Origin of the sequence: Variovorax sp. 3319, from assembly GCF_031456585.1 — a bacterium.
GTDB lineage: Bacteria > Pseudomonadota > Gammaproteobacteria > Burkholderiales > Burkholderiaceae_C > Variovorax > Variovorax paradoxus_P.
In genome coordinates, this window is the sequence record NZ_JAVDUZ010000013.1 from 81,014 (window position 1) to 101,988 (window position 20,975).

At 66.2% G+C, this 20,975-nt stretch carries 18 protein-coding genes; 11 read left to right on the forward strand and 7 right to left on the reverse strand.

Annotated features, from left to right (window positions below; all coding sequences use genetic code 11):
• Positions 1 to 101: 101 nt before the first annotated feature.
• From J2X67_RS23825 to J2X67_RS23860, 8 genes are all read left to right on the forward strand, one after another.
• The gene (locus J2X67_RS23825) at positions 102 to 1,325 is read left to right on the forward strand and encodes a multidrug effflux MFS transporter (protein ID WP_309957133.1); all 1,224 of its coding nucleotides are present in this window, start codon (positions 102 to 104) and stop codon (positions 1,323 to 1,325) included.
• A gap of 95 nt (positions 1,326 to 1,420) precedes the next feature.
• Positions 1,421 to 2,770, forward strand: coding sequence for an MFS transporter (locus tag J2X67_RS23830; protein ID WP_309957369.1), 1,350 nt, complete (start codon positions 1,421 to 1,423; stop codon positions 2,768 to 2,770).
• Between the two features lie 20 nt (positions 2,771 to 2,790).
• Positions 2,791 to 3,432 carry a paraquat-inducible protein A gene (locus J2X67_RS23835; RefSeq protein WP_309957135.1) on the forward strand — a complete coding sequence of 214 codons (642 nt, stop codon included), beginning with the start codon at positions 2,791 to 2,793 and terminating at the stop codon, positions 3,430 to 3,432.
• The gene (locus J2X67_RS23840; protein WP_309957137.1) at positions 3,429 to 4,172 is read left to right on the forward strand and encodes a paraquat-inducible protein A; all 744 of its coding nucleotides are present in this window, start codon (positions 3,429 to 3,431) and stop codon (positions 4,170 to 4,172) included. Before J2X67_RS23835 ends, J2X67_RS23840 begins: the two co-directional genes overlap by 4 nt.
• Positions 4,169 to 5,815 carry an MlaD family protein gene (locus tag J2X67_RS23845; protein WP_309957140.1) on the forward strand — a complete coding sequence of 549 codons (1,647 nt, stop codon included), beginning with the start codon at positions 4,169 to 4,171 and terminating at the stop codon, positions 5,813 to 5,815. The genes J2X67_RS23840 and J2X67_RS23845 overlap by 4 nt, the downstream gene beginning before the upstream one ends.
• Positions 5,812 to 6,444: a PqiC family protein gene (locus J2X67_RS23850; protein ID WP_309957142.1), complete on the forward strand. Its 633-nt coding sequence runs from the start codon at positions 5,812 to 5,814 to the stop codon at positions 6,442 to 6,444. The genes J2X67_RS23845 and J2X67_RS23850 overlap by 4 nt, the downstream gene beginning before the upstream one ends.
• 26 nt (positions 6,445 to 6,470) lie before the next feature.
• Positions 6,471 to 8,090, forward strand: coding sequence for an MFS transporter (locus tag J2X67_RS23855; protein ID WP_309957143.1), 1,620 nt, complete (start codon positions 6,471 to 6,473; stop codon positions 8,088 to 8,090).
• 97 nt (positions 8,091 to 8,187) lie between these two features.
• Complete coding sequence (locus J2X67_RS23860) at positions 8,188 to 8,664, forward strand: VOC family protein (protein ID WP_309957145.1); 477 nt, start codon at positions 8,188 to 8,190, stop codon at positions 8,662 to 8,664.
• A 27-nt stretch (positions 8,665 to 8,691) separates the two neighbouring features.
• Here the strand turns inward: J2X67_RS23860 and J2X67_RS23865 are convergent, their stop codons facing one another.
• The 3 genes from J2X67_RS23865 to J2X67_RS23875 form a co-directional block, all read right to left on the reverse strand.
• Complete coding sequence (locus J2X67_RS23865; RefSeq protein ID WP_309957147.1) at positions 8,692 to 10,131, reverse strand: MATE family efflux transporter; 1,440 nt, start codon at positions 10,129 to 10,131, stop codon at positions 8,692 to 8,694.
• Positions 10,128 to 10,703 carry a DUF2239 family protein gene (locus J2X67_RS23870; protein ID WP_309957149.1) on the reverse strand — a complete coding sequence of 192 codons (576 nt, stop codon included), beginning with the start codon at positions 10,701 to 10,703 and terminating at the stop codon, positions 10,128 to 10,130. The genes J2X67_RS23865 and J2X67_RS23870 overlap by 4 nt, the downstream gene beginning before the upstream one ends.
• 67 nt (positions 10,704 to 10,770) lie before the next feature.
• Complete coding sequence (locus tag J2X67_RS23875; protein WP_309957151.1) at positions 10,771 to 11,238, reverse strand: hypothetical protein; 468 nt, start codon at positions 11,236 to 11,238, stop codon at positions 10,771 to 10,773.
• Between the two features lie 212 nt (positions 11,239 to 11,450).
• On the opposite strand from J2X67_RS23875, the gene J2X67_RS23880 reads away from it, so the two are divergent.
• The 3 genes from J2X67_RS23880 (at position 11,451) to J2X67_RS23890 (ending at position 16,018) form a co-directional block, all read left to right on the forward strand.
• On the forward strand, positions 11,451 to 13,826 hold the full coding sequence (locus tag J2X67_RS23880; RefSeq protein WP_309957153.1) for a Tex family protein: 2,376 nt from the start codon (positions 11,451 to 11,453) through the stop codon (positions 13,824 to 13,826).
• Between the two features lie 40 nt (positions 13,827 to 13,866).
• Positions 13,867 to 14,940: a patatin-like phospholipase family protein gene (locus tag J2X67_RS23885; RefSeq protein WP_309957371.1), complete on the forward strand. Its 1,074-nt coding sequence runs from the start codon at positions 13,867 to 13,869 to the stop codon at positions 14,938 to 14,940.
• A gap of 94 nt (positions 14,941 to 15,034) precedes the next feature.
• Positions 15,035 to 16,018 carry a tripartite tricarboxylate transporter substrate binding protein gene (locus J2X67_RS23890; RefSeq protein ID WP_309957155.1) on the forward strand — a complete coding sequence of 328 codons (984 nt, stop codon included), beginning with the start codon at positions 15,035 to 15,037 and terminating at the stop codon, positions 16,016 to 16,018.
• Between the two features lie 24 nt (positions 16,019 to 16,042).
• Here the strand turns inward: J2X67_RS23890 and J2X67_RS23895 are convergent, their stop codons facing one another.
• From J2X67_RS23895 to J2X67_RS23910, 4 genes are read right to left on the reverse strand one after another with little or no spacing between them, the layout of a single operon-like run.
• Positions 16,043 to 16,429, reverse strand: a complete 387-nt coding sequence (locus J2X67_RS23895) for a DUF4150 domain-containing protein (protein WP_057590264.1) — start codon at positions 16,427 to 16,429, stop codon at positions 16,043 to 16,045.
• Between the two features lie 22 nt (positions 16,430 to 16,451).
• Positions 16,452 to 17,177, reverse strand: a complete 726-nt coding sequence (locus J2X67_RS23900) for a DUF3540 domain-containing protein (RefSeq protein WP_309957160.1) — start codon at positions 17,175 to 17,177, stop codon at positions 16,452 to 16,454.
• Complete coding sequence (locus J2X67_RS23905; protein WP_309957162.1) at positions 17,174 to 18,307, reverse strand: pentapeptide repeat-containing protein; 1,134 nt, start codon at positions 18,305 to 18,307, stop codon at positions 17,174 to 17,176. Before J2X67_RS23905 ends, J2X67_RS23900 begins: the two co-directional genes overlap by 4 nt.
• A complete protein-coding gene (locus J2X67_RS23910; RefSeq protein WP_309957164.1) occupies positions 18,304 to 20,973 on the reverse strand; it encodes a DUF2169 domain-containing protein in 2,670 nt (889 codons plus the stop codon). The genes J2X67_RS23905 and J2X67_RS23910 overlap by 4 nt, the downstream gene beginning before the upstream one ends.
• Positions 20,974 to 20,975: the final 2 nt, after the last annotated feature.

Here is a 20,975-nt window from a genome sequence, read left to right on the forward strand (position 1 = left end):
CGGCGTGAATACCAAGTTCGTACTCTTTGTCCAGAATTAGCAACGGCCCGGCGTCGACCCCACGCCTGCACCGTTCGCCGCGCTTGGCGACAATCGGTTCAATGCGTTCTTCTCCCTTCTTCAAGATGGCCCTGCTGCTGGGCCTGCTCTCCGCCATCGGCCCCTTTGCCATCGACATGTACCTGCCCGCGTTGCCTGCCATCGGGCAAAGCCTGCACGCCGATATCGGCGCGGTGCAAATGAGCCTTACGGCGTTTTTTCTCTCGCTGGGTGCGGGCCAGCTGCTGTATGGGCCGGTCTCCGACATGGTCGGGCGCAAGCCGCCGCTCTATGCCGGGCTGGTGCTTTTCGCGCTGGCGAGCATCGGCTGCGCACTGGCAACCGATATCCAGACGCTGATCGTGCTGCGCTTTGTGCAAGGCCTGGGCGCTGCCGCGGGCATGGCGATTCCGCGCGCGGTGGTGCGCGACCTGCACACCGGCACCGACGCGGCTCGGCTGATGTCGCTGCTGATGCTGGTTTTCAGCGTGTCGCCCATCCTCGCGCCCCTGGCTGGCAGCGCCGTCATTGCGGTGGCGGGCTGGCGCGGCGTGTTCTGGGCCGTGACCATTGCCGCGGCCGCCGGCCTTGCAATGATGGTTGCGCAGCTGCAAGAAACGCGGCCACGGTCAGAGCGTGTTGAAAGCAGCCTGGGCAGCGCCTTGTCGGCCTACTGGCTGCTGCTGCGCGACTGGCACTACCTTGGCCTGGTGTTCATCGGCGGCTTTGCGCTGGCCGGCTTTTTCACGTACCTGGCGAATTCGTCTTTCGTGATGATCGACCACTACGGCCTGTCGCCCACGATGTACAGCGTGGCCTTCGGCGTGAATGCGGCCGCCTTCATCGGTGCCTCGCAGCTCACCGGTTCGCTCGGCGAGCGCTTCGGGCTGGTGGGCCTCGTCAAGTTTGGCGTGGTGGCCTCGTGCACGGCCATGGTCGCCATGTTCATCTACTTTGCGACGGGCGGTGACAGCCTTTGGGTGCTGGTCGTTCTCTACTTCATTGCCTCGGGCTTCATGGGCCTGGTGATTCCGACCACCGGCGTGCTGGCGCTCGAAATGCACGGCGCCATTGCCGGCACGGCCTCGGCGTTGCTCGGCACGCTGCAGATGCTGACCGGCGCGCTGGCCATGGCGGTGGTGGGCCTGTTTACCGACGGGCGCCCGCTGCCCATGGTGACGGGCATGGCCGGCGGCGCACTGATTGCGCTGGTGCTGACCGGGCTTACGCTGGGGCGCGTGCCTTCGCAGCCCACGCGCAACGCACAAGGAGCGCAAGAGGCTTGAACACCACGCGCGCAGGCGCCGAGGCTCGGGCGCCAGAAAGCAACGAGTCCGCGCAGCCCGTCGACGGGCTGGAGCAACCCGCGCGCCGCCGTGCGATGCTGGTCATCATCCTCGGCATCATGGTGGCGGTGCTCGACGGCACCATCGTCAACCTTGCGCTGCCGGGTATCGCACGCGAGCTCCAGGCCAGCCCCTCGCATGCGATATGGGTGGTGAACGCCTACCAGATTGCCACGCTGGTCATGCTGCTGCCGCTGGCGTCGCTCGGCGACCTGGTTGGCTACCGGCGCGTCTACCTGGTGGGCATGGCTGTGTTCACGGTGGCATCTGTCGGCGCCACTTTCGCCGATTCGCTCGGCACCCTGATTGCCGCCCGCACGTTTCAGGGTCTGGGGGCGGCGGGCATCATGAGCGTGAATGCGGCGCTGGTGCGGCTGACCTTTCCCTCGGCATTGCTGGGGCGGGGCATGGCAATCAACTCGATGGTGGTGGCCACGTCTTCGGTGGCCGGGCCCTCGGTGGCGGCGGCCATCCTGTCGGTGGCTTCGTGGCCGTGGCTCTTTGCCATCAATGTGCCGCTCGGGTTGCTCGTCTTCACGCTGGGAATGAAGGCGCTGCCGTTCAACCGCGTGGCGCCGGCAGCAGGGCTGCGCTTTTCGCCCGTGGATGTGGCGCTGAATGTGCTGATGTTCTCGCTGGTGTTCCTGGGGGTGGACCGCCTGGGGGTGCGCGAGGGCGCCGCGGGCGCATCGCACGCGTCCGCCTGGCTCATCCTGCTGGCCGGCCTGGCGGTGGGTTTCTTCTACCTGCGGCGGCAGCGAACGCTGGCGGTGCCGCTTTTTCCTATCGACCTGCTGCGCATTCCGGTGTTCGCGCTTTCAATGGGCACTTCGGTGGCCGCTTTCTGTGCGCAGATGCTGGCCTATATCGGGCTGCCGTTCCTGCTGCTCGATGTGTACGGCCGCAGCCACATCGAGGCCGGTTTGCTCATTACCGCCTGGCCGCTGGCCATTGTGGTGATGGCGCCGCTGGCGGGCCGCTTGATCGGGCGCTACCCCGACGGGCTGCTGGGCGGCATCGGCCTTGCCCTGCTTGCCGCCGGGTTGGCGCTGCTTGCGGCGCTGCCGGCCCATCCGGGCAACGCCGACATTGCCTGGCGCATGGCGCTGTGCGGCCTGGGGTTCGGCCTGTTCCAGTCGCCCAACAACCACACCATCGTGACCTCGCCGCCGGCGCACCGCAGCGGCGCGGCCAGCGGCATGCTGGGTACGGCGCGGCTCACGGGCCAGACGCTGGGAGCGGTGGTGCTGGCGGGCCTATTCAGCTTCTGGAGCCCGCACGGCGGCCACGGGCCGGTGGTAGCCCTGGTGCTGGCGGCCTGCTGCGCCGGCGTGGCGGCGGTTTTCAGCACCCTGCGGCTAAAGACGACGGGACAGCATGGCTGAATAGGGTAGGGTACGGCCCCATGACGGAAGTACCTGAAACCGTGGTTTGCCCGGGCTGCGATGCGGTCTTCAGCCGCGCGCCCCTCGCGCCGCGCGAGGTTTCGCGCTGCGCCCGATGCGGTACCGAGCTTTACCGCCATGCCGGCGACCAGCAGCGCCGCATCCTGCCGCTGACGGTGGCGTCGCTCATCATGTTTGCCATTGCCAACCTGTTTCCGATCGTCGAGATCGAGCTGAAGGGCCTGCGTAGCGAAACCACCCTGGTCGGCGCCGTGCTGGTGCTGAGCACCGAGGGCATGTCGCCGGTGGCGCTGCTGGTGCTGGCGACGACGCTTCTTTTTCCGTTGCTGCAGCTTTGCATATTGGCCTATCTGCTGGTTCCGCTGCAGCGCGAGCACCGGCCGGCGGGTTTTGCCATTCTGGTGCGCGCCATGCAGACGCTGCGGCCCTGGGGAATGGTCGAGGTGTTCTTGCTGGGCGTGCTGGTGGCCATCGTCAAGCTGTCGAGCATGGCCACCGTGGTGGCCGGGCCGGCGCTCTGGGCGTTCATTGCGCTCACTGTCATGCTCACTGCCGTGCTTTCGTTCAATCCCAACGCCTTCTGGGAGATGACGTTCAGGCCGCCCGGTGAACCCGCGGAACCTGAAAGGGACGCGGCATGATCGGCCGTTTTCGCCGCATTCACGCCCATGAGGACAGCCATGGCGACCCCAGCGACTACGGCGACGAAGCACCGGTGGCCACGGCCGCCTCGCTCGGCCTTGTGGCCTGCCCGCATTGCGACGCCGTGTGGCGCGACGCCGCCGAAGGGGAACCCTGCGGCCGCTGCGGCACCCGCCTGTACACGCGCAAGCCCTACAGCCTGAGCCGCACCTGGGCCTTTCTCATTGCGGCCTGCATCATGTACATACCGGCCAACCTGCTGCCGGTGATGATCACGCGCACGCTGTTCGGCGCACAGTACGACACCATCCTGAGCGGCGTCATCTACTTCTGGGTTTCGGGCGCCTACGGGCTCGCGGCCATCATCTTCATTGCGAGCTTTCTGGTGCCGCTGTTCAAGCTCACGGTACTGATCTTGCTCGCGCTGCTGGCCCAGCGTGCAAGCGATTGGCGCAGACCCGAGCGCGCGAGGCTCTATCACATCGTCGAGATCATCGGCCGCTGGTCGATGCTCGACGTGTTCGTGGTGTCGCTGCTCACCGGGCTGGTGCAGATCCAGGGCTTTGCAGTCATCAACGCAGGCGTGGGCATTGCGGCGTTCGGCTCGGTGGTGGTGCTCACCATGCTGGCCTCGCTGAGCTTCGACCCCAGGCTCACGTGGGACAGCAAAGAGCAGCAGCAAGCCGTGCGGCAGCGAAAAGAACCCGCACCCGACAACAGGGAAGAAAAGCCAGCATGAGTGAAGAAGAAGACGTCAAACCGAACGACAACCAGGCCCCGCCCGGCTTGCCGCCGCCGCGCGTGGTGCGGCGGCGCCAATGGCTGCCTTCGCTGATATGGCTGATTCCCATCGTCGCCGCGCTGGTCGGCGTGATGCTCATCGCCAAGATATTGCTGGAGCGCGGCCCCGAGATCGTGCTCACCTTCAACACTGCCGAAGGCCTGGAGGCCGGCAAGACGGCCGTCAAGTACAAAGACGTGCAGATTGGCACCGTGCAAAGCCTGCGGCTTGCGCGAGACCGCTCGCACGTGCGGGTGATCGTGCAGCTGAGCAACGAGGCCAAGGGCTTCACCGCCGAAGATTCCCGCTTCTGGGTGGTACGGCCGCGGCTCGACACGTCCGGTATTTCTGGGTTGGGCACTTTGCTTTCGGGCGCCTACATCGGCGCCGATGCGGGCGTGTCGACGGAAACCGCCAGCGAGTTCAAGGGCCTGGAGGTTCCACCCATCGTCACGCGCGACGCCTCGGGCCAGCAGTTTCTGCTGCGCGCCACCGACATCGGCTCGCTCGACGTAGGCTCGCCTGTGTATTTCAGGCGCATCAAGGTGGGCCAGGTCGCCGCCTATGAGCTCGATGGCGACGGCCGCGGGGTCACGCTGCGCATCTTCGTCAATGCGCCGTACGACAAGTTCGTGGGCGTGAACACGCGCTTCTGGCAGGCGAGCGGCATCGATGCGCAGCTGAGCGCCAGCGGCTTTACCCTGCGCACGCAATCGCTTGCCACCATCTTGCTTGGCGGCATTGCCTTCAAGGCACCGGACGACGCCATGGGCGCGCTGGCCAAGGAGAACACGGCGTTCACGCTTGCAGAAGACGAAACCACGGCCATGAAGGAGCCCGATGGTCCGCCGCAGACGCTGTTGATGTACTTCAACCAGTCGCTGCGCGGCCTCACGCCGGGCGCACCGGTCGACTTCCGCGGCGTGGTGATCGGCGAGGTCAAGTCCATTGGCGTTGAGTTCGATCGCGCCGAGCGGGAGTTCCGCATGCCGGTGCTGGTGCAGGTCTACCCAGACCGCCTGCGCCGCCGTGCCGGCGAAAGCGGCGTGGAGTCGCGTGCCTCGCAGCAGGAGCGCTTGCGCTTCCTGGCCGAGAAGGGGCTGCGCGCGCAGCTGCGCAACGGCAACCTGCTGACCGGTTCGGTGTACGTCGCGCTCGACTTTTTCCCGAAGGCACCGCCGGCGAAGATCGATCTCGAGAAGAACCCGATCGAACTGCCCACCGTGGCCAACAGCCTCGACGAGATCCAGTCGCAGGTACAGGAGATTGCAAGCAAGCTCAACAAGGTACCTTACGAGCAGATTGCGGCCGACCTGCGCACCACGCTCGCCACGCTGAACAAGACGCTCGCCAGCACCGAGCAGGCCGTGACGCGCATCAACACCGACGTAACGCCCGAGCTTGCCGCCGCCATGAAGGACGTGCGCAAGACGGTCAACAACGCCGAGCGCACGCTGGCCGACGATTCACCGCTGCAGCAGGACATGCGCCAGACACTGCGCGAACTGACCCGGGCTGCCGGTTCGGTGCGCGTGCTGACCGACTACCTCGAACGCCATCCCGAGTCGCTGCTGCGCGGCAAACCGGACGACAAGAAATGAAGAAAAGACAACCGTTCCTTTTCGGTGCCTTGGCCGCAGCGCTGCTGGTGCTCGCGGGTTGCGCGAGCAAGCCCGACAACTACTACACGCTGGCCAGCACGGTGCCGGCCGCAGAAGCCGCACCTTCGACCATCGGCACCGCATCGCCGGTCTACATTGAACTGGCGCCGCTGGCGGTACCCGAGCGGCTTGCACGGCCGCAGATGGTGGTGGGGCGCGCCAACGGCAGCGTGCAGGTCGACGTGCTCGAGCAGCACCGCTGGGCGGCATCGTTCGAGAATGAGCTGCGCGATGCACTGGCCAGCGGCATTGCCGCCCGGCTCGGCGCGCTCGACGTGACCAAGGGCGGACGGCAAACGTCGCAACCCGTGTGGCGCATTGCGGTGCAGGTGCGCCAGTTCGACGCCGTCGATGGCGGGCGCGTTGACGCAGGCTTCAGCTGGACGCTGCGGCGCTCCGACGAAACTCGCACCATGGTGTGCCAGCTGAACGTGGGAGAGGGCGTGGCAAGCGGCATCGATGCGGTGGCCGAGGGCGCGCAACGCATCACGGCGGCAGCGGCGGCTGCCATTGCGCGCAGCGTGGGCGCGGCAAGGGCGAACCCTGCCGCAACGGTCTGCCCGGCCTGAAAACTCCATAGCCAGGAGCAAACGCCATGGCGCAAATCGGCAAGGACCCCTGCGACAACACGTTGATCCTGCATGGCACCAAGCCGCAAGATGGCGTCTGCCCCGATGCTTCCAAACCGTGGGTGCTGGCCGCAGCAATCGTGGGCTCCAGCATGGCCTTCATCGACGGCACCGTGGTCAACGTGGCGTTGCCGGCCATTCAGGCCGACCTGCGGGCAACCGCATTCCAGGCGCAATGGGTGGTCGAGTCTTATGCCTTGCTGCTTGCGGCGCTGTTGCTGGTGGGCGGTGCGCTCGGCGACCATTTCGGGCGGCGCCGCATCTTTGCCATCGGTGTCGGCATCTTCGCGGTGGCATCGGTCGCTTGCGGGCTGGCGGCCAATGTGCAGCAACTGATTGCCGCGCGCGCAGTGCAGGGCATTGGCGGTGCCTTGCTGGTGCCTGGCAGCCTGGCACTCATCAGCGCGGCGTTTCCTGAAAAAGAACGCGGCAAGGCCATCGGCGTGTGGTCGGGCTTCAGCGGCATTACCGCGGCTGCGGGGCCGGTGCTCGGCGGCTTTCTGGTCGACCAATTCTCGTGGGCCTGGGCCTTTTTCATCAACGTGCCGATGGCACTGCTGGTGCTTTGGATCGTGTGGCGGCACGTGCCCGAAAGCCGTGGGTCTTCCGCAAGCGGCGGGCTCGACTTCTTGGGTGCGCTGCTCGCAACCGCCGGGCTCGGCGGCATCGTCTACGCATTCATCGAGGCACCTACGCAGCACTGGAACTCGCCGGCGGTGCTGGTCGCCCTGGTCATTGGTGTTGCGGCAAGTGCGGGCTTCATTGCCGTGGAGCGCAGGGCGCAAACGCCCATGCTGCCTCTCGCGCTGCTGCGCATCGGCAACTTCAGCGGGGCCAACCTGCTTACCTTGCTGCTGTATGCCGCGCTCGGCGGTGGGCTGTATTTCTTTCCGCTCAACCTCATTCAGGTGCAGGGCTACTCGGCCACGGTGGCGGGCGCGGCGCTGCTGCCGTTCATCTTCATCATGTTCGCGCTTTCGGGCTGGGCCGGGCAGTTGGTCGACCGCTTCGGGCCGCGGCTTCCGCTGGTCATCGGCCCCTCGATTGCCGCCGTCGGCTTTGCGCTGTTCGCAGTGCCCGGCGTCGGAGCGAGCTATTGGAGCGGCTTTCTTCCGGCAGTGGTGGTGCTGGGCTTCGGCATGACGGTGACGGTGGCGCCGCTCACCACCACGGTAATGAACGCGGTCGGCCCGGAGCAGGCTGGCGTGGCTTCGGGCGTCAACAACGCCGTGTCGCGAGCAGCCGCGGTGCTGGCCATTGCAGTGTTCGGTCTTGTCATGGCCTGGGCTTTCGATAGCGCCCTCGCCGAGAACCTGCGCGGCATGAAGGCCTCGGCGGAAGTGTCGGCATTTCTGGTGGGCGAGCGTGACAAGCTGGCCGGCGCCGCGTTGCCGCCGGGCGTGGATGCGGCAACCGCCTCGGCATTGAAGAGGGCCGTGGCCGAATCCTTCGTGGCGGGCTTTCGGTGGGTAATGCTGCTGAGCGCCGGGCTGGCGGTGCTCAGCGCGCTGAGTGCGTGGCTGATGATTGGCGGCGGCGGGGCTGCGCCGGTCGTCCAGGAAGCCACCGGCGCTCGGCCGAAGTGAAGACTTCTCGCTGACAGGCGCTGCACGGGTTGACAAAATCCTTGCCTCTCCGCAATACTGAACCTACAGGTTCATTATTAACATTCAGGAGATTCCCATGCAGACAATCGTTCCCTGCCTCTGGTTCGACCGCAACGGCGAAGACGCGCTGAAGTTCTACACCAGCATCTTTCCCAATTCGCGCCTCACCCAAAAACAGTTCTGGGGCGACGAGAACCCCAGCCTAAAGGGCTCGCTGCTCACCGCGATGTTCGAACTCGACGGGCAGGAGTTCATGGTGCTGAACGGCGGGCCGCAATACAAGTTCACGCCGGCCATCTCGATGCTGGTGCGTTGCGAAACGCAGGCCGAGGTGGACAACTACTGGGACAAGCTGCTCGAGGGCGGCGGCCAGCCGGTGCAATGCGGCTGGCTCACCGACCGCTACGGCGTGTCGTGGCAGGTGGCGCCCACGCCCATCCTGCGCATGTTCCAGGACAAGGACCCGGCCAAGGCCGCCCGCGCAATGCAGGCGATGATGAAGATGATCAAGCTCGACATCGCCACCGTGCAGAAGGCGTTCGACGGCGAGTGATTCGCCGCCCCGTGCCGCGCCATGCGGCTACACCAGCCGCTTGATCGCCTTCTTGCGCCACACCAGCCGGTAGTAGGCCGTCTGCAGCAAGAGCATCGCGCCAAAGGTCACGGGGTAGGCATACCAGATGCCGTTGAGCCCGATGCGGTGGCTCATGAACCAGGCCACGGGCACCTCGATACCGATGAGGCAGAGGATCGAGATAGCCGTGGGCACCAGCACCGAGCCGCTGGCGCGCATGATCCCCGAAATGGCTGCGGCCATGCCGAATATCACCAGGCTCCACAGCATGATGTGCAGCAAGGTCTGCGCAATTTCGATCACCGGCGCGCTGGTAATGAAAAAGCCCATGAGATGGCGCGAGAACAGGTAGCCCAGCAGCACCAGCCCGCCCGTGAGCGCAAGGTTCATCAGCAGTGCCGTCTTGGCAATGGCGCCGAGCCGGTCTGCACGGCCGGCGCCGATTGCCTGCGCCCCCAGGATCGAAGCCGTAATGGCAATCGAGATGGCCGGAAACTGCACATAGGCCACCACCTGGTTCACCGCGCCATACGCCGCGGTGGCGCCGGAGCCATAGCCGTTCACCAGCGAGAGCAGGGCAATTTCGGCAAGCGCCACCACGATCATCTGCACGCCCGTGGGCACGCCGACCTTGAGCACCGCCTTCAATAGCTTGGGGTCGATGCGCAAGTGGCGGATCAACTCTGCGTCCGGTGCCAGCGGACTGTTGCGGCTGCGCAGCCGCCAGCCCAGCCACAGGGTGGCGACCACGAAGGCCACCACCGTGGCCCAGGCGCCGCTTGCAACGCCGAGTTGCGGCAAGCCGCCCCAGCCGCGAATGAGCGCCGGCGTGACGACAAGGCCCGTCACCGTCGAAATGATCAGCGTGAGCAGCGGGGTGACCGTGTCGCCCACACCGCGCAGCATGGCGGTGGACAGCAGAAAGACGAACAAGCCCGGCATCGCGATCAGCATGATGCGGGCATAGCTCGTCGAGTCGGCCAGCACGTCTGGCGGCGTGCCGAGCAGTGCCAGGAGCGGCGTGGTGAAGGCGCCGCCGAACACCGCCACGGCAAGCCCGAGCAGGATGCCGACCGCCAGGGTAGTGCCGGCCACGGCCTTGGCCTTTGCAACGTCGCGCGCGCCCCAGGCCTGGCCGATGAGCACCGAGGCGCCGGCCCCCAGGCCGATGACGAACGCGATGAAGAAGAACATCACCGGAAAAAAGCTCGACACCGCTGCCAGGGCGCTCACCCCGATCATCTGGCCGATGTAGATGTTGTTGATGGTGCCCGACAGCGACTGCAGGATGTTGCTGAGCAGCATCGGCGCTAGAAAGAACAGGAAGGTCTTCCACAGCGCGCGCGGCGCGCCGACGGCAGCCACGGGGGTGCCGCGCAGGCCGCTCTTGTCCTCGGGTGCTTCGTTGGTGGTGGTGGTGGTGGTGGTGGTGGGCGTGGTGCTCATGCGGCGCTCCATGCGGTGGCTGCGAGCTTCTGCAGATGCACCTTGACGTCTTCGGGCCATGGCGCGGTCAGCTCATTGAAGCGTTCGCGTTCACCCGCGAACAGCGCACGCGTGGCTTCCTCGAAGCCGGCCAGGTCGCCCGCAATGGCCGTCATGAAGCGGTAGGCGGCCTCGCGTGCGGCGCGCACGGTGTCGCGGTCGGCGTGCACTCGGCGCGCGTCGTCGATGAGGCGCCGCAACGCGACCGAGGCGCCACCCGGTTGGCGGCCGAGCCAGTCCCAGTGGCGCGGGAGCAGGGTGACTTCGCGTGCCACCACGCCGAGCTTGGGGCGCCCGACGGTGCGCGGTGCTTCGTCGTGGGCTTCGGGTTCGGCGGATGCGGCTTCTTCGCGCATGTCGAGGTCGAGTTGTGCGCCGGTCGAATCGTCGAAAAGCAGCACCGGCGCGGCATCAGGAAGCTGGCGCAGTTGCGCGATGACTTCGCTTCTGGTGCCGCCCGCAACACGCCGGAAACCGGAAAAGGCGGTAATGGTGGTGCTGGCCATGGCTGTTGGAGTTGTTTCGGCTGGCATGGAGGTGTTCATGCTTTCTATTTTATCCGGGTAAAACAATCAAAGGCAATATACCCGGGTAAAAATATCAGAACGCTTGGCCGCGCAGGCGGCGCCAGAAGCGATGCACACGCCGGTTGAAGGCGCGCACCACGCGCCAGGGGCGGCTCTCGCGTACAAGCGCCAGCACGTGGTCCTTCCACGCTTTCCAGCGCGGGTACCAGCGGGCAAACAGCGGAATGCGCATGAGCGCCCCTTCGACCAGCTGAAAAATACGCGCCACGATGGCGGTGCCTGCCAGCTTGGCGATGACCAGCAAGCTGACGGCGGTTGCCGAGTGGCCGTGGCCGAACAGGTAAAGCGCCAGCACCTTTACCGGCAACAGCAGCAGCACCGGCAAAAAGAAAGCCAGTAGCGCCCCCCATGGAGGCAGGTTGCGCAGCCAGTCTTCCGCGCGGGCCCAAAGCGGCAGGCGCGCCAGCCGGGCGGCCAGGGCAGCCAGCGGCACCCAGCCCCATTCTTCGAACAGCAGCACCGGCACCAGCAGCACAGCCATCAGTGTGCGCAGGAGCTTTCGCAGCGCCGATGCGGAGCGAGGGCCGGCCGGCGGGGGAGCGGATGGGGGAGGGGTTTGCACCGAGCGGATTGTGCGGTCTGCCGGCAGCGTCCATCGAATGGCCGCCTTCCGCCCTATGGCAAACTTCAGCGCTTTATTCGCCAAGCACCGTCGGCACCGCCGGCCGTGCGTGACAGGGACGTCATTCAGAAATGCAGAAAATCATTCGCCAGCTTGCCGCCGAGATCAAGGTAGGCGAGCACCAGGTGAAGGCGGCCATCGAACTGCTCGATGGCGGCGCCACGGTTCCATTCATTGCCCGTTACCGCAAGGAGGTCACGGACGGCCTCGACGACATTCAGCTGCGCGAGCTCGAAGCACGCCTGGCCTACCTGCGCGAGCTCGAAGACCGCCGCGCCGCAGTCATCAAGAGCATCGACGAGCAGGGCAAGCTCACGCCCAAACTGCGCGCCGCCATCGAATTTGCGCCGACCAAGCAGGAGCTCGAAGACCTGTACCTGCCGTTCAAGCAGAAGCGCCGCACCAAGGGCCAGATTGCGCGCGAATTCGGCATCGAGCCGCTCGCCGACAAGCTGCTGGCCGACCCGATGCTAGACCCCGCGGTGGAGGCCAAGGCCTTCCTGCAGCCCGCCACCACGCTCGACGACGGCAAGCCGGGGCCTGATTTCTCGACCGTGCCGGCCGTGCTCGACGGCGTGCGCGACATTCTTTCGGAACGCTGGGCCGAAGATGCGGCCCTGGTGCAGAGCCTGCGCGAATGGCTGTGGGCCGAAGGCCTGCTCAAGTCGACGCTCATGGCGGGCAAGGACGAGAACAACGCCGATGTCGCCAAGTTTCGCGACTACTTCGACTACGACGAGCCCATTGGCCGCGTGCCTTCGCACCGCGCGCTGGCCGTGTTTCGCGGCCGCGCGCTGGACATTCTCGACGCCAAGCTGGTGCTGCCGGTGGAGCCCGAGCCGGGCAAGCCCAGCATTGCCGAAGGCAGGATCGCGCTGCATCTGGGCTGGAGCCATGCAGGCCGCCCGGCCGACGACCTCATTCGCAAGTGCGTGGCCTGGACCTGGCGCGTGAAGCTCGCGCTTTCGACCGAGCGCGACCTGTTCACCCGCCTGCGTGAAGACGCCGAGAAGGTTGCCATCAAGGTGTTTGCCGACAACCTGCGCGACCTGCTCCTGGCCGCCCCGGCCGGTCCGCGCGTGGTCATGGGCCTGGACCCGGGCATTCGCACCGGTGTGAAGGTGGCCGTGGTCGATGCCACCGGCAAGCTGGTCGAAACCGCCACCGTGTTTCCGCACGAGCCGCGCAAAGACTGGGAAGGATCGCTGCATACGCTCGGCAAACTCTGCGCCAAGCACGGCGTCAACCTGATCGCCATCGGCAACGGCACCGCGAGCCGCGAGACGGACAAGCTCGCTGCCGACCTCATCAAGCTGCTCGCCAAGATGGCCGCCCAGGCCGGCGCGCCCGAGATGAAGGTCGACAAGGTGGTGGTGAGCGAGGCCGGCGCTTCGGTGTATTCGGCCAGCGAATTCGCCTCGCAGGAAATGCCCGATGTCGACGTGAGCCTGCGCGGCGCGGCCAGCATTGCGCGCCGTTTGCAAGACCCGTTGGCCGAGCTCGTGAAGATCGACCCCAAGAGCATCGGCGTGGGCCAGTACCAGCACGACGTGAACCAGAGCGAACTGGCCCGCACGCTGCAGGCCGTGGTGGAAGACTGCGTGAACTCGGTGGGCGTGGACCTCAACACCGCAAGCGTGCCGCTGCTCAGCCGCGTCTCGGGCCTATCGGCCAGCGTGGCCAAGGCGGTGGTGCGCTGGCGCGAATCGAATGGTGCGTTCTCCACCCGCAAGCAGCTGCTCGACGTGACCGGCTTCGGTCCCAAGGCCTTCGAGCAGAGCGCGGGCTTCTTGCGGATTCGCGACGGTGCCGACCCGCTCGACATTACCGGCGTGCACCCCGAAACCTATCCGGTGGTGGAACAGATCATCGTGAAGACCGGCAAGCCGATCTCCGAGCTGATGGGCCGCGCCGAGATGCTCAAGACGCTCAAGCCCGAGCTGTTCGCCAACGATAAATTCGGCGTCATCACGGTGAAGGACATCCTCGGCGAACTCGAAAAGCCGGGCCGCGACCCGCGCCCCGACTTCAAGGTGGCCCGCTTCAACGACGGCGTGGACGACATTGCCGACCTGAAGGAAGGCATGATCCTCGAAGGCACCGTGAGCAACGTGGCGCAGTTCGGCGCCTTCATCGACCTGGGCGTGCACCAGGACGGCCTGGTGCATGTGAGCCAGCTGAGCCACAAGTTCGTCAACGACGCGCGCGAAGTGGTGAAGACCGGCGACATCGTCAAGGTAAAGGTGATGGAAGTGGACGTGGCGCGCAAGCGCATCGGCCTCTCGATGAAGCTCGACGCCGCTCCGGCCCGCCGCGATGGCCCACGCGACAACCGCTTCGAAGGCGCCGGGCGTGGCCAGCAGCAGGGTTCGCGCCGCGACAGTGCGCCGCAACCCGCGGGCCAGATGGCCAGCGCGTTTGCCAAGCTGCAGGGGCTGCGCAAGTAAACCGTGCCGCACGGTTCTTGCTGATGCAGCCGGCATGACGATGAAAGCACTGCGCATCTACGCCGGCCCCGCGGCCCGCAAGCACATCGAGGCGAACGGCCTGCGCCCGCAAGACGTGCGCACCATTCCCGGTGCGGCGGGCGGCCCCAAGGGGCTGATCCTCGGGCCGCTCGACCGCTTCATTTTCGGGCGCTGGCTCGCGCAGTCGAGCCAGCCGGTGCATTTGGTGGGCGCTTCGATCGGCGCCTGGCGGCTTTCAACGGCCTGCCTGTCCGATCCGCAAAAAGCCTTCGAGCGCTTCGAGCACGACTACGTGCGCCAGCAGTTCGATGTGCCCCCGGGTCAGAAGCGCCTCAGCCCCGACCAGCTGAGCGCACGCTTTGCCGAAAGCCTTCACGACTTTTATGGCGGACGCATCGGCGAGGTGCTGGGCCACTCGCGCTACAAGCTCCATGTGGTTACTTCGCGCGGCCGCCACATTCTTGGGCGCGAGGGCAGGGCGCGCACGCCATTTGGCTACCTGGGCGCCTTTGCCACCAACAGCCTGCACCGCAAGAGCCTGGGCGCATGGCTGGAGCGCTGCGTGTTTTCCACGCCCGGTGCGGCGCTGCCTTTCGGCACCAAGGACTTTCGCACGCGCCAGCATGCGCTGAGCGAAGAAAACTTCAACATGGTGCTGCAGGCATCGTGCTCGATTCCGTTTCTTCTTGCGGCGGTGCACGACATTCCGGGTGCGCCGCGCGGCGCGTATTGGGACGGCGGCATTACCGACTACCACCTGCACCTTGATTACCAACCCGCCGACGAAGGCATCGTGCTGTACCCGCATTTCCAGCGCTCCGTGGTGCCGGGCTGGCTCGACAAGGGCCTGCGCTGGCGGCACAAGTCCACCGGCTTTCTCGACCGCATGGTGGTGCTCGCGCCCGACGCCGACTGGGTGCGTTCGCTCCCCAACGGCAAGCTGCCCGATCGAAAAGACTTCATTCGTTTTGCGAACGACCCACAGGCCCGCATCGGCGCCTGGAGCAAGGCCACGCGCGAGGCGCAGCGGCTTTCGGATGAGTTCGAGGCTTGGCTTTCAAGCGGTCGCACGCAAGAACTCCTGCCGCTCTGAATGAAACCGCATCGCCGGGGCAAACCCTGAGCTTGCGGGCGCGCAGCGGCTTCGAGAATGGCCGGCTCACTCTTTTCAGAGAAAGCCGACCCACATGCAGCAGGCCCCAATTTCGCGCCGCCGATTCACCCTTGCCGCCACCGCGGCCGCAACCATTCCGTGGCCCGCGCTCGCGCAAAGCGCCTGGCCCAGCAAGCCGATCCGCATCATCGTGCCGTACACGCCGGGCGGCTTTACCGACCAGATGGCGCGGCTGGTGCAGGTGGGCCTGCAGGCGCGGCTCGGCCAACCCGTGCTCGTGGACAACAAGCCCGGTGCCAACAGCCTGATCGGCGTCGATGCCATCGCCAAGGCCGCACCTGATGGAACGACCTTCGGGGTGGTCATTGCGGCCTACGCGGCCAACACCACGCTGTACCCCAAGCTGCCGTATGACCCGAAGAAGGACTTGAGCGGTGTTTCATTGATGGGCGTGTCGCCGCTGCTGGCGGCGGTCAACGTCGATGCGCCGTTCAAGTCTGCGCGCGAACTCATCGACTACGCGCGCGCCAATCCGGGCAAGGTGAGCTTCGGTTCGTCGGGCAACGGCTCGGCCGCGCACCTGACGACCGAGCTGTGGAAGTCGCTCACGCAGACCTACATGATCCACATACCCTACCGCGGCGCGGTGCCGGCGCTCACGGACCTGATGGGCGGCCAGATCCAGCTGTTCTTCGATGCGCCCACGGGCCTCATCAACCAGGCCAAGGCCGGCAAGGTGCGGCTGATTGGCGTAGCGGGCGACAAACGCCTGGCCGCCGCGCCCGATGTGCCGACCTTCATCGAGCAGGGCTTTGCGGGCTTCACCGGCAGCACCTGGGCCGGCATGCTGGCGCCCGCGGGCACGCCGCGCGACATCGTCAAGCGCATGTCGGAAGAGGTGGCGCGCGTCATCAAGAGCGACGAGACGCGCGCCAGGCTCGACGCCATGGGCACCATTCCGGCGGGCAGCACTCCGGAAGAATTCGACGCCTTCATTACCGCCGAAACCACCAAGTGGGCCAAGGTGATTCGCACCGCCGGGGTGAAGGCGGAATAGCGAACAGGCCGAAAAAAGAAAGCCTCAGGCCGCGAGCACCAGCACCTTGAACTGGCTCGGCACGATGCGCATGCCGACGATGTTGCAGCGGTTCTGCACCGACAGGCTGGTCATGCGCGTGCAGGGCGTGCCCTTGAGCAGCACGGTGAATGCGCCGGTAATGTGGCGCGAAGGCCCCATCACCGTTTGCGACACCACGCCCATCAGCACGCCCGCGTTGTCGCCATTGGTAATGGGCGTGACAGTGGCCATGTTGTGCGCCGGCGTGCCGCCATAGAGGATGTTCCAGGCGTTGGGAATGGCTGTCGGCCCGAGCGCGATGTTGGGGTAGGGGATGGGGAGCGCCGGCGGCGTCTTGCAGACGTCCGGAAAGGCCAGGTCCACGCCCATCATCTGTGCATTGGCAAACATGTCGATGTTCCTTCTTGGTTGATCAACCCATGTGGATCTGTTCGGCGTCCACCTTGACGAGTTCCTTGCTGCTTACCAGGGTGTTCTTGGCATGCAGGCGCAGGGTGTTCCTGGCCTCGTAGTCGATGTGCCCCGCACGCACCTGTTCCACTTCCTCGGTGAGCCGGAAGCTGGACCGCGTGAGCACGCTGAGCCGGTCGAGCACGGCCTCGCAGGTGCGGCCGACGAAACGTGCGACCAGCGTGGTCATGCGCACCTCGGCGCCGCGGTAGTCCATTTCGTTCACCTCGACCTGGGCCTTCCTCGCCTCCAGGGTCAGCTCGGACGAACGAAGGTCGAGCTGCGTATCTGCATGCAGTGCGATGCCTCCCTGCCGTGCATGCAGTGTGAGATTGCCGTTCACCACCAGCTGCGAACGGCCAGGATCGGCCTGCGTGATGACGGCAATCAGGTAGACCTGCTCGCGCTGCGGGCCGGCTACAAGCACCGTGTCGCCAATGTCCGGCTGCAGCAGGCAGCTTGCCGCGCGCGTGCAATGCCAGCGCTCTCCACCTGGCTGCACCTCTACCAGGTAGCCGTCGTCGGGCAGTGCCTGTGTAACCCGGCCAAGGGCGCTGCCGGCCCACCCGGCTGCTGCTCCACCGGGCAGGGGTTTGTGGAGCAAGGCTCGCATGTCGTGCGCGCCGGCGTCTGCAGGCGCGGCATTGGCTGTGCTGCCGAGGTTTTCGCGGACGGCGTCGTGGCTCATGGGGCGATGTCTCCAGCAACGGAAGGCGAAGGGGGCAGCGGCCGGCCAAAGTTGTCGCGGCTGGCACGCTGCGGAGGGCTCTGGCGCGCCGCCGAAAAGCGCTCGGCCTCGAACAGCGCCGGATCGCTGTCGAGCACGCCGATGCGGTCGCTCCAGCGGGTGCCGCCCTGCAGGGCGCGATGGACTTGCGTGCGCTGGAACGACGCGCCTCGCATGTCGGCGTCGCAGAGGTCGGCGTACGAGAAGTCCGCATACACCAGATGGCTCCGCGCGAAAGAAGTGCGCCGGCATTCAGCGCGGTGGAACACGCATTGCGCGAGCCGGGCACCGGAGAAGTCGGCGTCGTCCAGCCGCGCGCCTATCCAAAGGCTCTGGTCGAAATGCCCGCCGCGGCCGTCGGCGCGGCGAAGGTCGGCCTCCGGAAAGAGGCACTGCGGCGCCTGCACCGAGGTGAGCACTGCGCGCTCCAGCTTCGCCCCCTTGAAGTTGCACTGGCTCAGCCGCGCACGATCGAAGTTGCAGCCGCGCAGGTCGGCATCGATGAACTGGCACAGGTGGAAGGACTGCGCCGAGAAGTCCTGCTCCGAAAGATCGGCCTCGCTGAAGATGACGTTGTGAAAGCTCGCGCCCGTGAACCGTGCACCGCGCAGCGCCGCCCTGTAGTACACGGTGGTGTTGAGCGAGACCTCGTCGAAGCGTGTGTCGGCAAGGCTGGATTCACCGAACACCGCCTTCGTGAGGTCTGCGCGCATGAAGCTCGCGGCGTCGAGCATGCTTTGGTGAAAGGCCGTCAGGTCTGCCGTGGCATTCGCTAAATCTGCCGCTCGCAAGTCGCACTCGCTGAAGGCGGATCGGGTCATTGCGGCGCCACGCAGGCTCGCGCCCGGCAAGGCGCACTTGTAGAAAGCTGCGCGCTGCAGGTCGGCGCCGTTCAGGGCCGCGCCGTCGAACCGGCAGGTGTCGAAGGCCGACTCTCCGAGCTGCGAGCCGCAAAGGCTGGCTCCCGAGAAGTCGCACTCGCGCAGCACACCTCCGCGAAGATCGAGCCCGTCGAAGTTCATACCCTTGAAGTCCTGCCCCTGGATGTGTTCGCCGGTGCGGAGTTTCTGTGCAGCGGTTTCCGGCGTCATTGCACCGGGTCCGCCGCGCGGCGCGGAAGCGTCTTGACCTGTTCAAGGTACGCACCGTGCGTTTCGGTGACCGTATCCATCGTGGTCTGCGATACGTCGGCGCGGAACAGGTTGGCTTCGCGCAGATCCGTCCCCATGAAGCGGGACTTCTGCAGATGCGCGTTCATGAGATTGGCGCCGCGCAGCGACGCGTTGGTGAAGTCGGCGCGAATGAAGAGGCTGTCGGGCGCGTCCATTGCGCTCAGGTCGGCGCCCACCAGCATGCAGGACGAGAGATCGCAGGTGTCGAGCGTTGCGCGCACAAAGCGCGCGCCTTCCAACGGCATTTCGCGCAGGCTGCAGTGCACCAGCGTGGCACCCTCGAAGTCGGCGGTGCGCAAGCTGCTGCTCCCCACGAAGCAAGTGGTGCGCAAAGTGGCGCCGCGAAACACCACGCCGGTGTCGCCGCCGGTATGCGCCCAGGCACAGGCTTCGAACGAGGCGTGCGAAAAATCGAGGCGTTCGACCTGGCAGGAGATCAGCCCGAACTTGTGCAGCCGCGCATTGCGAAAGCTGCAGTCGACAAGACGGCTGCCTTCGAGCAAGGTGACGTAGTCGAAGTGGGCACCGTCGAACCGGCACGCCTCGAAGTGCATGCCGAAGAGGTTCAGGTGCTGGAGGTGCGCACCGCTGAAGTCGCAGTGGTCGAAACGGGTTTTCTCGATGGTGGCTTCGTGCAGCTGCGCGTTCACGCAGGAGGTGTGCTCGCAACGCGCGAGGCTCAGGTTGGCACGGTGCAGAACGCATCCCGCGAGCGAAGCCCGGGTGAGGTTGGCGCGCACGAGCACGGCCTCGATCGCGTTGGCGCCGTCGAGCCGCGCACCCGTGAGATTTGCGCTTTCGAGCAGCGTGCGGCGCAGCGTGGCGCCCCGCAGGTCGAAGCCCGACAGCTCGGCGCCTGTCAGGTCCATGCCCGAGAGGTCTCGCGTGGTGTCCATGATCTCGCGTACCCGGGCTCGCACTTCCTGGGCCCGGTCGCCGTCAAGCGCATCGGCAGCGGCCTGGTGCTGCGCGCCGAGCCTGTACATGTCGATCAGGCCGCGCCGGCCGTTCTCGGCGGCCCGCTCGAGATCGCGCTGCTGCTCCGGCGGCATCTGCGGGCTGCGTGTGGCGGGCGCGATTCCAAGCATGCCCTGGATCACAGCCTTGGCGTCGAAGGCCGGCGGGCCCTTGACCTGGGTATTCCGCGTGTCGGCAGCCATCCTGCCGGTGTCGAAGCCAACCTTGCGCGATTCGGCGGCGTTGGCTTTCGCGAGCTGTTCGATGTCGCGCTGGCCTTGCTCGAGCTTGGCCATCTGCTCGCGTTCATAGGCCTTGGCGCGCACCATGAATTCCGGCAATTCGCTCAGCGCCGGCATCTTGGTGAAGGGCTCTGGCGCCGTGCGCTCCTTGAAGTGGCGGGCCTTGTGGCCGGCCGCCATGCCTTTTTGCGACAAGTCTTCGCGCAGCAGGCGGGCGCGTTCGCGCATGTTGCGCAGGAGCGGAGATTCGTCTTCGTCCTCGACCTGGTCGACCCAGGGGCCGATGGTTTCGGCGGGCAGCAGTTCGTCGTCGCGAAAGGTATGGAGCACGCCGGTTTCGGGATTGCAGCGGCGCTGGAGAATTTCGAAGTAGTGGGCCAACGGGCGCGGCGGCTCCGCCGCCGGCTCGATGGCGGGCATGACATGCGTCACGTCGGCGGCGTCGTCTTCGGCAATGGCTGTTTCGCCATGAAAGATCAACGCAATCTGCTCGCGGTGCGGAAAGAACCATGCGGTGGTGAGCCGCAGATCGACCTCTTCGAAGCGCTCGGGGTCTGCGCTGCCCGTTGCCGCATTCGCCGCTCTGCGCGCAATGAAGCCGCGCGCCCGCCAGTCGGGCAAGACGCCGCGGAGAACCGGCTGCTCGGGGTGCATGTTCCAGATCTCGTAGGGTGTGCCGCCCGGAATGCGATCGGCTTCCGCCCAGCGCTGCTCGGGCGCGGCGGCATTGAAGAGCCGCCAGTCCATGTCCTCGGCAAAGCCTGGAAACAGGTTCTCGCGCCAGTGTGTGCCGTAATCGCTGCCGATGAGCCGCATGCGGGCCGGCCAGCTCACATCGACCGGGCCGAGGCAGGCCGGCTCCACCACGCGCGATGGCCGGTCGATGCGTCGATCCGGGCGCTCCACGTTGGGCAGCCGCTGCACATGCATGCCATTGACGAGCTCGGGCTGGTGCCCGATGCCGAGCGGGTTGTCGGGAAAGGCCGGGCCTCCGTAGGCGCGCGTCCAGTCCAGCCGCATCGATTCGAAGGGTTGCGGCGCGCTCGCGCGGCCGTCGATCCAGTAACGGTCGCCAAACACCACGAGTTGCCGCGACAGGGCACCTACCCGCACCGCGACCGCGCAGGCCGTCTTGTCGGCCTGGTGGTGGGTGTAGGCATGACCGGTGGCCAGGAACTCGGCACGCATCTTGGGCATGCCCAGGTCGATGGCTCCGGTCGGGCCCAACTCATCGGAAACCGTTTTCCAGAACTCCGTTTCGGGCAACAGCACCGGCTTTTCGCTCATCGAGACCATGCCCATTACCGTGAGTGCAAGGCGCTGGTGGCCGGTGCGAAGAAAAGGGCGCGTGATGACGCTCAGCCGCAGGGGTTTGACTGTTTTCACGA